This is a genomic window from Stenotrophomonas sp. RIT-551, from assembly GCF_026241915.1.
GTDB lineage: Bacteria > Pseudomonadota > Gammaproteobacteria > Xanthomonadales > Xanthomonadaceae > Stenotrophomonas > Stenotrophomonas bentonitica_A.
The window spans coordinates 1-12809 of the sequence record NZ_JAPJIU010000016.1 but is presented as its reverse complement, the minus strand read 5'-3'; the positions used below and the strand labels follow the sequence as shown (position 1 = coordinate 12809).

Genomic DNA, 12809 nt, shown 5'->3' with positions numbered 1-12809 from the left:
CGACCGTTGGCCGGCTCTACGGCAATCACCAGCGCGGGGCCTTGGTCAGCGGCGGGGCCTGGTGCTGGCGGTCGTAGGCGCGCAGCTCATCACGGATGTGCGCGATGCGCTGGCGACCCAGGGCATTGCGGCTGTCATCGAGCACGACGCCATCGAGCAGCTCGCCCATGCGCTGCACGGTCGGCAGCATCTTTTCCCAGGCGTCCAGCGCGGTCAGCGGCGCCGGCAGGGTCAGGAAGAAGGCGATCGCCGGCGTTTCCATCTCGCGGATGTTGGCCATATCGAAACTGCCCGGCTTCATGATGCTGGCCATCGAGAAGATCGGGCCGCGCTCGGGGTGGCCTTCGACCAGGCGGTGGAAGACATTCATGTGGCCGAACACCAGGCCGGTCTTTTCCGCAGCGACGACGATGTCTTCGCCACGCAGCTGCTCGCCCGCGCGCGCAGCGACGAACAGCGACACGATCTTGTCGAAATCCTGCGTCGCACGCTTGCCCAGGTCACTGGCCGGCGCGGCGTCCACGTCCGGCAGGCCCAGCTCGGGCTGGGTAACGCCGTCTTCGCCGACAACGGGGGCAGCGCCCTCGGCCGGGCTCTCGCCCTCGCCCAGCACGGGCTCACGGCGCTGGCCGCTGGTGCTCTCCGTACCTTCGACGCGACGGCCCTGCACTTTCTTTTTCGGACGGCCAAACAGGAAGATCGCAGCGATCAACAGCAGGCCGGCGGCCAGGATGCCGATGCGGAGCAGTGCCATGTCGGACATTCGGGGGGGGTCTCCGGCTAAATCATTCAGGTACTTAAGGATGGCACGTCAGGCCGCGCCCGCCAATCGTGCGGCTTCCTCCAGGTCGACACTGACCAGTCGGCTGACGCCCGGCTCGCGCATGGTCACGCCGGAGAGCTGGTGGGCAGCTTCCATCGTGGCCTTGTTGTGGCTCACAAACAGGAACTGAACCTTCTCGCTCATTTCCTTGACCATGTTGGCCAGGCGACCGACGTTGGCTTCGTCCAACGGCGCGTCCACCTCGTCCAGCAGGCAGAACGGGGCCGGGTTGAGCTGGAAGATCGCAAACACCAGCGCCACCGCGGTCATCGCCTTCTCGCCACCGGACAGCAGCGAGATGCTCGACACCCGCTTGCCCGGCGGCCGCGCCATGATCGCAACACCGGTGTCGAGCAGGTCTTCACCTGTCAGCTCGAGGTAGGCGTGGCCACCACCGAACAGGCGCGGATACAGCTGCTGCACACCGGCGTTGACGCGGTCGAAGGTGTCCTTGAAGCGGCCGCGGGTCTCGCGGTCGATCTTGCGGATCGCGTCCTCCAGGGTTTCCAGCGCGGTGGTGAGGTCGGTGTTCTGCGCATCCAGGTACTCCGAACGCTGCGACGCCTCGCCGTATTCCTGGATGGCGGCCAGGTTGACCGGCTCCAGCCGGCGCATGCGGCCATCGATCTGGTGCACGGCCTGCTCCCAGTCGGTGACCCGCGCATCCTCGGGCAGGCTGTTGATCACGTCCTGCAGCACGAAGCCGGCCTTCTCCACCGAGGCCGACAGCTGGTCGGCACTGAGCACCAGTGCCTGCTGGTCGAGCTTGCGCTGGGAAATGCGCTCGCGCTGCGCCAGCGCCTGTTCGTCGCGCTGGTGGCGGGTCTGCTCGAACGTGCGCAGTTCGGCATCGATGCCATCGAGCAACGTACGGGCTTCGCCCAGCACGCGGTCGGCACGCACGCGCTCGCCCAAGGCGTTCTGGTGTTCGGCTTCGAGCGCCTTGACCGGCGAATCACCTTCGTCCAGCTGCGAATGCAGTTCACCCAATCGCGTATCCAGCTGCCCACGCTGGGTACTCATGCGCTCCAGCGCCTGGCTCAGCGAGGCGATCTGCGCGCGTTGCGATTCCAGCGTCAAGGCGAGCGAATGCGCCGCCTCGCGCACGTTGCGGGCCTGGTCGCGGGCCTGGTCGCGGGCATCGGTAAGCTGGCGACGCTCGCCTTCCAGCGCGGCGCGGACCGATTCCAGGTCGCCCATGCTGGTGACCGCATCGTCCAGCCGCGAACGTGCTTCGCGCACCTGCTCGCGACCGGCATCCAGCGTCTCCAGCAATTGCACCAGCTCGCCTTCGATGCGGTCGATGCGGGTGCGTGCGGCCTCCACCTTGCCCTGCTGGCTCTGCAGCTGGCCACCGAGCTCGGAAACGCTGCGATGGGCCAGGTACAGCTGGCGCTGCGCATCTTCGCGTTGCTGCTCACCGGCCAGCAACTGGTCACGGAAGCCGGCCAGCTGCTCTTCCAGGGCCGCTTCGCGGTCCTGCAGTGTCTCAATCTGCTCGCGCAGGGTGACGATCTCGCGTTCGCGCAGCAGCGCGCCCTGCTTGGCCGCGCCGGAGCGCGACACGCGCACCCAGCCCTCGCCCAGCCGCTCGCCACCGCGGGTAATGACCGAGTCGCCCTCGCCCAGTGTCGCCTGCAGCGCACGGGCGGACGCGAGATCCTCGGCGGCATGCAGGCGTGCCAGCAGCCGACGGATCGCCGTCGGGCCCTGCACTTTCGCGGCCAGCGAGGTCGGCGCGACGTCCAGCGCGTCCTGCTCGGCCGAGACCAGCGCGATACGGCCTTCGCCGAGTTCGCCCAGCGCGTCCACCAGCGATGCCGGGGAATCGACCAGCACGCCCTCGATCAGCTGGCCGAGCGCGCTTTCCACGGCGTTTTCCCAGCCGCTCTCCACGGTCAGGCGTTCGCCGACACGCGCGCCCGAATCCAGCCCGCGTGCCTTCAGCCAGGCCACCGCGGCGCCCTGCTCCTGGCCCAGTGCGGCCTGCTGCAGGGTCTCCAGTGACGACAACCGGCCGCGGGCGGCCTGGGCCTGCTTGCGGATCTCGGCCAGCTCGGTCTGCCCGGCGCGCTGGCGGTCCTGCAGCCCGGCCACGGCCTGCTTGCGTTCTTCCACCTGCTCGTTGAGCGTGTCCAGCGAGGCCTTCTGGGTCTCGTGCTGGAGGTGCAGTTCTTCGAACACCTCGGCCAGGGCGTCCAGATCCAGCCCGGCGCGCTCGGCCTGCAGCGACTCGCGGCGGCGATCGGCTTCCAGCACCTGGCGGTCCAGATAATCCACGCGGGTGCGCTCGACTTCGCCTGCGCGTGAGGCTTCGGAGGTGCTGCGGGTATGGCTCTCCCAGCGCTGCTGCCAATCGGCCAGCCGGGCCTCGGCATCACGCAGGGCTTCCTGCTTTATCTCATTCTCTTCCTGCAACTGCTCCAGGCGCGGCTCGGCATCGTCCACCGCCTCGCGCAGCACCATCAGCTTGGCCTCATCGCCACTGATGTGCTGGCCCAGATCGGCCAGTGCCTGCTGCGCTTCATCGCGCGCCTTGTTCAGTCGCTGCGACATCTCGCGCTGATGCTGGATCTGCTGCTCCAGGCGGGCCAGCGTGCTGCCGACCTGGTAGACCTCGGCCTGCGCGGTGTTGAGCGCATCGGAGGCCTCTTCGCGGCGCAGGCGGCTGGTTTCGATGCGGGCTTCGGCATCGCGCTGCTCGGCGATCAGCTGCTGCAGGCGGGTCTCCTCGCGCGAGAGTGCTTCGCGCAGGCCGCCCAGGCGGCCATCCAGCCCACGGTATTCCAGCGCCTTCCACTCGGCGTCCTTGACCTTGCGCTCTTCCTGCAGCGCCTGGTACTGCTCGGCCTGGCGCGCTTGGCGCTTGAGGTGCTCGAGCTGTTTGCCGATCTCCTCGCGCAGGTCGTTGAGGCGGTCAAGGTTCTCGCGGGTATGCCGGATGCGGGTCTCGGTTTCCTTGCGGCGCTCCTTGTACTTGGAGATGCCGGCAGCTTCTTCCAGGTAGACCCGCAGATCTTCAGGCCGCGCCTCGATGATCTTGCTGATCATGCCCTGCTCGATGATCGAGTAGCTGCGCGGCCCCAGGCCGGTGCCGAGGAACAGGTCGGTGATGTCACGGCGGCGGCACTTGGTGCCGTTGAGGTAGTAGTTGCTGCTGCCATCACGGCTGACGGTGCGCTTGACCGAGATCTCGTTGAACGAGGCGTACTCGCCGGTGATGGTGTGGTCGGTGTTGTCGAAGATCAGCTCGACGGCGGCCTGCGAGACGGGCTTGCGGGCCGAGGAGCCGGAGAAGATGACGTCGGTCAGCGAGTCGCCACGCAGGCGGCTGGCGGAGCTTTCGCCCATGACCCAGCGCACGGCGTCGATGATGTTCGATTTGCCACAGCCATTGGGGCCCACCACGCCGGTCATGTTGGTCGGCAGGTGCAGCGTGGTCGGATCGACGAAGGATTTGAATCCGGACAGCTTGATCGTGGACAGACGCATGGCGTGATGGTTTTCCGGGCGAAGGCCTGAAGCGACCCCCACCATGATGGATTACGGAGCGGATTTACCCCTCAAGCCATTGATATTGCAGGACTTCAATGACCCCGGGGGCGACGCGATAGCCTGAGTATAACGGGGCCGGTGTTCAGCGCGCTGCGGGGGCGGCTCCAGCCCGCATTTCCAGCGTGGGGCCAGGCACCCTCCCGTCTGTATCGTCACGGCGCCAAGCCGTTGCCGTTGCCACAAACAAAAAACGGGCACCCTCGCGGGTACCCGTTTCAGTGACGCCCGCCTTTCGGCAGGAATCAGGCCTTTTCGGCTTCCACAACCACCTTGACGGTGGTTTCCACGTCGGCGTGCAGGTGAACAGTCACCTCGTACTCGCCCACGTTGCGGAAGGCGCCTTCGCCCAGGATCACTTCGCTCTTTTCCAGCGGCAGACCGGCAGCGGTGAAGGCTTCGGCGATATCGCGCGGGCCGACCGAACCGTACAGCTTGCCTTCCGTCGAAGCGTTGGCAGCGATGGTCACGCTCTTGCCTTCCAGCTGCGCCTTGCGAGCTTCGGCATCAGCGTGGATCGACTGGGCCTTGGCTTCGTAATCAGCGCGCTTGGCTTCGAACTCGGCCACGTTGGTCGCGGTGGCCGGAACGGCCTTGCCGGTCGGGACGAGGAAGTTGCGGCCGTAGCCCGGCTTCACGTCGACCAGATCGCCCAGACCGCCGAGGTTGGTGACCTTCTGAAGAAGAATCAGCTTCATGGTGTAGCTCCAAATGTGTATTCGTTAGCGAGGCCCAGGCCCCGCAGCGATGGCTGTCCGAATATCCGAACGGCAGATCCTTCACACCGCCCGACGCTTCACAGCGCGGGCGGCGGGATCTGCGAAAGCGGCGACCCGCAGGCCGCCCGCCTTCATCAGACGTCGTGGTTGTCGGTGTACGGAATCAGGGCCAGGAAACGGGCGCGCTTGACGGCCGTTGCCAGCTGGCGCTGGTACTTCGACTTGGTACCGGTCACGCGGCTCGGCACGATCTTGCCGTTCTCGGTGAGGTACTGGCGCAGGGTGTTGAGATCCTTGTAATCGATCTCCTTCACACCTTCGGCCGTGAACTTGCAGAACTTGCGACGACGGAAGAACTTGGACATGTCAGTGCTCCTTAAGCGGCCGAAGCGGCGTCTTCGCCGGCATCGGTGTCAGCGGCGGCGGGGGTGGTTTCACCTTCTTCGTCATCACGACGACGACGCTCGCCACGCTCGGGCTTGTCACCCTTCTCGTCCTTGCTCTTCATGATCAGCGACTGCTCGGTGTCAGCTTCGTCACGCTTGATGACGAGGTTGCGCAGCACGGCGTCGTTGAAGCGGAAGCTTTCCACCAGCTCGCTCAGCACGGCCTGGTCGCACTCGATGTTGAGCATGACGTAGTGGGCCTTCACCAGGTTCTGGATCGGGTAAGCCAGCTGACGACGGCCCCAATCTTCCAGACGGTGGATGGTGCCGTTGCCGTTCTCGACCAGCGCCTTGTAGCGCTCGATCATGGCCGGGACCTGTTCGCTCTGGTCCGGATGGACCAGGAACACGACTTCGTAATGACGACTCATGTGTTTTTACCTTTCGGATGTGGCCCTTTGAGGGCCGGACAGCCCCCCGCAGGTGAACGCGGTGGGGCAAGGGTCCTGCCCGGAATCAGGCAGGAAGCCGCGCATTGTGGCAGCAGAAGGGATGGCAGGCAAGCCGGGCGGGCTGAAACAGGCCCGGCGCGCGGGCGATCAGGCCTTGTCGGCCTCGGTCGTGAAGCTCTCGCCGCAGCCGCATTCAGCGGTGGCGTTAGGGTTCCTGAACGTGAAGGTCTCGCTCAGCCCGTGCTTGCCGAAGTCGATTTCGGTGCCGTCCACCAGCTCGAGGCTGGTGGCATCCACATAGATGCGGACCCCATCCTGCTCGAAGACGGTGTCGCCCTCGCGCTCATCGCGGGCCAGATCGGTGATGTGGCCCCAGCCGGAACAACCGGTGCGGGTCACGCCGAAACGCAGGCCCAGCGCGCCGGGCGTCTGCTCGACGAACTTCTGCACACGGGCAAAGGCAACAGGGGTAAGGCTTACGGCCATGACAGGCAACTCCAGCGGATCGTGATCATTATAGGCGCACCGGACCGCAAGAAATGCCTCGCAAGCCGAACACCGCACCCGTTAAACTCCGTGTTCAGAGATCGAGTCGATCAACAGAGGATTCAAGTCATGACGGTGGTCAGCGTTGAACATGCGCTTGCCGGGAAGATCCCGGAAGGCGGCGAGGCAACAGTACGCGGATGGGTCCGCACGGTGCGCGGCTCTGCGGCGCTTGCCTTCGTCAATGTCACCGATGGCTCCTGCTTCGCCCCCATCCAGGTGGTGGCCAATGACACCCTGGCCAATTTCGATGACATCAAGAGCCTGACCCCGGGCTGCTCGGTGATCGCCCGCGGCACCCTGGTCAAATCCCAGGGCAAGGGCCAGTCCTTCGAGATCCAGGCCAGCGACATCGAGATCGTCGGCCTGGTCGAAGACCCGCTGACCTACCCGATCCAGCCCAAGCCGATGAGCCCGGAGTTCCTGCGCGAAGTGGCGCACCTGCGCCCGCGCACGAACCTGTTCGGTGCGGTCACCCGCATCCGCAACTGCCTGGCCCAGGCCGTGCACCGGTTCTTCCACCAGAACGGCTTCAACTGGATCAGCACCCCGATCGTGACCACGTCCGATGCCGAGGGCGCCGGCCAGATGTTCCGGGTCTCGACGCTGGACATGGCCAACCTGCCGCGCAACGAAAAGGGCGAGGTGGATTTCAGCCGCGATTTCTTCGGCAAGGAAACCTTCCTGACCGTGTCCGGCCAGCTGAACGTCGAGGCGTACTGCCTGGCGCTGAGCAAGGTCTACACCTTCGGCCCGACCTTCCGCGCCGAGAACTCCAACACCACCCGCCATCTGGCGGAGTTCTGGATGATCGAGCCGGAAATCGCCTTCGCCGATCTGGCCGAAGATGCGCGCCTGGCCGAGCAGTTCCTGAAGTACCTGTTCCGCGCGGTGCTCGATGAGCGTGGCGACGACCTGGCCTTCCTGGCCGAGCGCGTGGACAAGAACGCGATCACCAAGCTGGAAGGCTTCATCAACGCTCCGTTCGAGCAGATCGACTACACCGAAGCGGTGAAGCTGCTGCAGAACTCGGGCAAGAAGTTCGACTTCCCGGTCGAATGGGGCCTGGACCTGCAGACCGAGCACGAGCGCTGGCTGACCGAAGAACATATCGGCCGCCCGGTGGTGGTGACCAACTACCCCGAGCACATCAAGGCCTTCTACATGCGCCTGAACGACGACGGCAAGACCGTCGCGGCCATGGATGTGCTGGCCCCGGGCATCGGCGAGATCATCGGCGGCAGCCAGCGCGAAGAGCGCCTGGATGTGCTCGATGCACGCATGGCGCAGTTCGGCCTGGACCCGGCGCACTACGGCTGGTACCGCGACTTCCGCCGCTACGGTTCGGTGCCGCACGCCGGCTTCGGCCTCGGCTTCGAGCGCCTGGTGGTATACGTCTGCGGCCTGAGCAACATCCGCGACGCGATCCCCTACCCGCGCGCACCGGGCAGCGCCGAATTCTGATCGACCTACGGAGGCACTGAACCATGACCCTGTTCTTCGCGCTGTGTTTCGTCGGCGTGGCGATCGCCGGGTTCAGTGCCTTCGTGATCTTCTGGCCGCTGACCCTGGTCCACATCCGCGACCGCCACCCGGCGCTGGCCGATCGCTTCGGCGCGGGTGCCTTCCTGCGCCCGGACGCGCTGCGCTGGCTGCTCGGCCGCGACTATCGGCAGAGCAGCGACCGCTCGCTGACCGGCCTGGCCACGCCGGCCTGGCTCTCGCTGCTCACCCTTCTTGCCGGACTGGGCATGGCTGCCCTGCTCTGGCTGCTTTCGATGGTACTGACATGAACGACGACACCTCCCACCACGACGAGTGGTTCCTGGCCAGCCTGGGCAACACCCTGATCTGGGCGCGCCTGCGCGTGCGCCCGGCCGGTACCGCCGAGGTGCTGGACAGCGATGGCAACACGCTGAGCTACGACAGCGAAGACACGGCACGCTCGCAGCTGTTCGACGCCGAGTTCGTCGCCTACGACGGCCTGGATGAAGAGGACGCGCTGGTGCGCGGCTTCTCGCTGCATGAAGTGCAGCCGCCGCAGGCCGACAGCGACGATGCCCTGCACGGCCGCATGATCCAGAGCCTGGGCGCCCGCGCGTAACCGACGATGTTCATCCCGTCCGCCTTCGTCGAGACCGACCTGATCTGGCTGGACCGGCTGCTGGCGCGCGATGCGTTCGTCACCCTGGTAACCAACGGCGCCGACGGCTACCCGCAGGCCACGCGCCTGCCGGTGGTGTACACGCGTGATGCTGGCGGCATCCTGATCGAAGGGCACTGGGCCAAGCCCAACCCGCAGGCGGGCCACGCCGGCCCCGCGTTGATGCTGGTGCACGGCCCGCATGCGTATGTGTCGCCGGGCTGGTATCCGGACAACGCCGTCAGGAACGGCGTTGGACAGCCGAAGGCTGGCCCGCAGGGTGAGCCCCAGGGACGGGGTGAACACAAAGATGCGCAGGCGCGCGTCCCCACCTGGAACTACGCCGCGGCCGAACTGCGCGGCGTGCTGGAACCGGTCACCGACCCGGACGCACTGGTAGCGATGCTGGACGCACTGAGCACGCATTACGAAGGCACGGTGGGCGGCGATTGGGACCTGCTGCCGATCGAACCGCGCCAACAGCGCATGCTTGGCGGCATCGTCGGCTTCCGTTTCCGCCCGGCGCAGGTGCAGATCAAACTCAAGCTCAGCCAGAACCATCCCGAGGCCAACCAGACCAGCGTGATCGACGCGCTGTCGGCACTGGACGCCCCGGCATCACGCGAGCTGGCGCAGTGGATGCGCTGGCGCCGCGAGGGCGGCCCCGCCGCCGACTGACCCTTCCCACTCCTGCGACGACGCGGCCACCCTGGCCGCGCCTTGCCCCCACCCGACGTCAGGGACCCCGCACGATGAAAGACATCCACAAGCTGCTGCAGAACAACCGCGAATGGGCGGACCGGATCGAGAAAGAGGATCCGGAGTTCTTCCATCAACTGGCCAAGCAGCAGCACCCGGAATACCTGTGGATCGGCTGTTCCGATTCGCGCGTGCCCGCCAACCAGATCATCGGCATGGCGCCGGGCGAAGTGTTCGTGCACCGCAACGTGGCCAACGTGGTGGTGCACACCGACCTGAACTGCCTGAGCGTGATCCAGTACGCCGTGGATCAGCTGAAGGTGAAGCACATCCTGATCGTGGGCCATTACGGCTGCGGTGGCGTACACGCCAGCTTGAACAACACGCGCGTGGGCCTGGCCGACAACTGGCTGCGGCACGTGGGCGATGTGGCGCAGAAGCATGCGGCGATCATGGATGCGATCGAAGAGCCCGAACTGAAGCATGCGCGCCTGTGCGAGTTGAACGTGATCGAACAGGTGGTCAACGCCTGCCGCTCGACGATCGTGCAGGACGCCTGGGCGCGTGGCCAGAAGCTGATGGTGCACGGCTGGGTGTACAGCCTGAAGGACGGCCGGGTGCGCGAGATGGGCATCGACGTGGGCGCACCGGAAGAGCTGCAGGCCGCATACGAAAAGGCCCTGTCCTATGTTCCGCGCCACGGTCGGCGCGACTGATTCTTCCTCTTTCGGACAGCGCCCATGCTTGCCTCCCCCATCAATCTGCTTGCCTGGATCGAAGAGCACCGGCATCTGCTGAAGCCGCCGGTCGGCAACAAGATGATCGACAACGGCGACTTCATCGTGATGGTGGTCGGTGGCCCGAACAGCCGCACGGATTTCCATTACGACGAAGGCCCGGAGTGGTTCTATCAGCTCGAGGGCGAGATGACGCTGAAGGTGCAGGAGGAAGGCACGGTACGCGACATTCCGATCCGCGCGGGCGAGATTTTCCTGTTGCCGGGCGGCGTGCCGCATTCGCCGCGCCGCCCGCCGGGCGGTGTGGGTCTGGTGGTGGAGCGCAAGCGGTTGGCGCATGAGCGCGATGGGTTGATGTGGTTCTGCGAGCAGTGCAATCACAAGCTGTACGAGGAGTTTTTCGCGCTGGAGAACATCGAGACGGATCTGCCGAAGGTGTTCGATCGCTATCACTCTTCGCTGGAGCTGCGCACGTGCGATGCGTGCGGACATGTGGATCCGTTGCCTGCGAAGGTGGCTGTTGAGGGGTGATGGTTCACTCGCTTCAAGGCGTCAGCACTTGAGGGCTTGAGAGGCTGAGAGCTTTAGAGCCGGCGGTTGAGGTGCCTGCGAGTGGGCCGGCGGAGGTGGGTTTCCGGGACCCGCCGCAAGTACGTCCATGTAGGCTCGTAGTGCGGCATCCATGCCGCACACGGTCCCGGAAACCCACCCCCACCGACCCATCCACACTGCATCGGCTTGCACGGAAAGAGCAGAGTCAACTACAGGCTCTTGCTTCTGCTGCCCCTGCTTCTGCTGCCCCTGCTTCTGCTGCTCCTTCTTCTGCGCCCCGGTCACAGTCCAACCACAGAGACAAATCAAACTGCACTGGTCCCAACGCTGCCAACCGCCGCGCAGGTATTAATGGCCGCGTCTGCGTCTGCGTCTTCCTCTTCGTCTTCGTTTCGTCCTCGCTTGCGTATGGGCGTGGGTCCGCTCCGAAAGTTGACGCGAACACCGGCCAAATCGGTAAGCAAGCGCCGCTGTTGTGTTCGGTCACGGCCGGCAATACCAGGCTGCGGCGAGTGGATGCATCGTCCATCGCTGTTGGCTCGTCTACCCTCAGCCCTCCAGCTGCGCCAAAGCACAGTCCAAGGCATAGCGCCCGCCTTTCCCATGCGCCCCAGCCAACTGTCAGCGGGCCGGTGTGGGTGGGTCTGCAGGACCGTGTGCGGCATGGATGCCGCACTACGAGCCTACACGGACGTACTTGCGGCGGGTCCAGCAGACCCACCCACATCGGCCCGTCCACTGGAACGTCACTGCATACGCTTTGGCTTTGGCTTTGGCTTTGGCTTTGGCTTTGGCGTTGGCGTTGGCGTTGGCGTTGGCATTGGCTCCGGCCCACCACCTTGAGCGCCAGCTGCCAGCCACCAGCCCACGCCAGATCAGCGCCGCAAGCCAGATTCAGCCCACGCCCCCACCACCCGGATAAACTGTCGGCTCACTGACACCGCCGGTTGCACCATGTCCGAGATCCTCAGCCGCACCCATGCCGTTGCCCTGGACGCCGCCGATCCGCTGCGCAGCCTGCGCAACGAATTCGTCTTTCCCCAGCACAACCACCGCGACCAGACCTACTTCGTCGGCAACTCGCTGGGCCTGCAGCCGCGCGGGGCACGTGCCGCCGTCCAGGAAGTCATGGACAAATGGGCCTCGCTGGCCGTCGAAGGCCACTTCACCGGCGACACCCAGTGGCTGCACTACCACCGCCTGGTCAGCGAACAGCTTGCCCGCGTCGTGGGCGCCCTGCCCAGCGAAGTCGTGGCGATGAACACCCTCAGCGTCAACCTGCACCTGATGATGGTCAGCTTCTACCGGCCCACCGCCGAGCGCCCCGTCATCCTGATGGAGGCCGGCGCCTTCCCGACCGACCGGCATGCGGTGGAATCGCAGCTCCGCTTCCATGGCTTCAACCCGGAAACCGATCTGGTTGAAGTGCAGCCCGACGAGCCCAACGGCACCATTTCGCTGCAGGCGATCGAGCGCGCCATCACCGAGCATGGCCCGCGCCTGGCGCTGGTGCTGTGGCCCGGCGTGCAGTACCGCAGCGGCCAGGTCTTCGATCTGGAGGCCATCACGCGCATGGCGCGCCTGCAGGGTGCCCGGGTCGGCTTCGATCTGGCCCACTCGGTCGGCAACGTGCCGCTGCAGCTGCACGACATCGCGCCGGATTTCGCCGTGTGGTGCCATTACAAGTACCTCAACGCGGGCCCGGGCGCCGTCGCCGGCTGCTTCGTGCACGAACGCCACCACCGCGACGCCACCCTGCCGCGTTTCGCGGGCTGGTGGGGCCATGAAGAGGCCACGCGCTTCAAGATGGCCCCGCAGTTCGTGCCCGCCGTGGGCGCTGAAGGCTGGCAGCTCAGCAACCCGCCCGTGCTGGGCCTGGCCCCGCTGCGCGCTGCGCTGGAGGTGGTCGACAAGGCCGGCGGCATCGACGCGCTGCGGGTCAAATCGTTGCGCCTGACCGGCATGCTGGATGCGCTCGTTCGCGCGCGCCTGTCCGGGGTGCTCGAGGTGCTGACCCCGTCCGAACCGGAACGCCGTGGCTGCCAGCTCTCGCTGCGCGTGGCCGGTGGCCGCGAGCGCGGCCGCAGCCTGTTCGAGTACCTGCAGACGGTGGGCGTGCTCGGCGACTGGCGCGAGCCCGATGTGATCCGCATTTCGCCGACCCCGCTCTACAACCGCTACCTCGACCTGCACCACTTCG

At 66.0% G+C, this 12809-nt stretch carries 13 protein-coding genes; 7 read left to right on the top strand and 6 right to left on the bottom strand.

The window, feature by feature from the left end; all coding sequences use genetic code 11:
* Positions 1-25: 25 nt before the first annotated feature.
* The 6 genes from zipA to ORK51_RS15580 form a co-directional block, all read right to left on the bottom strand.
* The gene (zipA, locus tag ORK51_RS15605) at positions 26-763 is read right to left on the bottom strand and encodes a cell division protein ZipA (RefSeq protein ID WP_266085673.1); all 738 of its coding nucleotides are present in this window, start codon (positions 761-763) and stop codon (positions 26-28) included.
* A gap of 48 nt (positions 764-811) precedes the next feature.
* On the bottom strand, positions 812-4315 hold the full coding sequence (gene smc, locus ORK51_RS15600; protein WP_266085671.1) for a chromosome segregation protein SMC: 3504 nt from the start codon (positions 4313-4315) through the stop codon (positions 812-814).
* A 305-nt stretch (positions 4316-4620) separates the two neighbouring features.
* Positions 4621-5073 (bottom strand): 50S ribosomal protein L9, encoded by a 453-nt coding sequence (rplI, locus tag ORK51_RS15595; protein ID WP_019184347.1) that lies wholly within the window; start codon positions 5071-5073, stop codon positions 4621-4623.
* Positions 5074-5228: 155 nt separating this feature from the next.
* Positions 5229-5459, bottom strand: coding sequence for a 30S ribosomal protein S18 (gene rpsR / locus ORK51_RS15590; protein ID WP_002804494.1), 231 nt, complete (start codon positions 5457-5459; stop codon positions 5229-5231).
* Between the two features lie 11 nt (positions 5460-5470).
* Positions 5471-5911 (bottom strand): 30S ribosomal protein S6, encoded by a 441-nt coding sequence (rpsF, locus tag ORK51_RS15585; protein WP_019184348.1) that lies wholly within the window; start codon positions 5909-5911, stop codon positions 5471-5473.
* Positions 5912-6079: 168 nt separating this feature from the next.
* Entirely contained in the window at positions 6080-6418 is a 339-nt protein-coding gene (locus ORK51_RS15580) for a HesB/IscA family protein (protein WP_019184349.1), read from the bottom strand.
* 129 nt (positions 6419-6547) lie between these two features.
* Between ORK51_RS15580 and asnS the strand changes: the two genes are divergently transcribed.
* From asnS to kynU, 7 genes are all read left to right on the top strand, one after another.
* Positions 6548-7942 (top strand): asparagine--tRNA ligase, encoded by a 1395-nt coding sequence (gene asnS, locus ORK51_RS15575; protein WP_019184350.1) that lies wholly within the window; start codon positions 6548-6550, stop codon positions 7940-7942.
* 23 nt (positions 7943-7965) lie between these two features.
* On the top strand, positions 7966-8271 hold the full coding sequence (locus ORK51_RS15570) for a hypothetical protein (protein WP_266085667.1): 306 nt from the start codon (positions 7966-7968) through the stop codon (positions 8269-8271).
* Positions 8268-8582 (top strand): hypothetical protein, encoded by a 315-nt coding sequence (locus ORK51_RS15565; protein WP_046273331.1) that lies wholly within the window; start codon positions 8268-8270, stop codon positions 8580-8582. Before ORK51_RS15570 ends, ORK51_RS15565 begins: the two co-directional genes overlap by 4 nt.
* Positions 8583-8588: 6 nt before the next feature.
* The gene (locus ORK51_RS15560; RefSeq protein WP_266085665.1) at positions 8589-9299 is read left to right on the top strand and encodes an FMN-binding negative transcriptional regulator; all 711 of its coding nucleotides are present in this window, start codon (positions 8589-8591) and stop codon (positions 9297-9299) included.
* A 74-nt stretch (positions 9300-9373) separates the two neighbouring features.
* Positions 9374-10036 carry a carbonate dehydratase gene (can, locus tag ORK51_RS15555; protein WP_019184354.1) on the top strand — a complete coding sequence of 221 codons (663 nt, stop codon included), beginning with the start codon at positions 9374-9376 and terminating at the stop codon, positions 10034-10036.
* 24 nt (positions 10037-10060) lie between these two features.
* Positions 10061-10588, top strand: a complete 528-nt coding sequence (locus tag ORK51_RS15550; protein ID WP_266085663.1) for a 3-hydroxyanthranilate 3,4-dioxygenase — start codon at positions 10061-10063, stop codon at positions 10586-10588.
* Between the two features lie 975 nt (positions 10589-11563).
* Positions 11564-12809, top strand: a 1246-nt coding sequence (gene kynU, locus ORK51_RS15545; RefSeq protein WP_266085661.1) for a kynureninase, incomplete at its 3' end; no start/stop codon positions are given.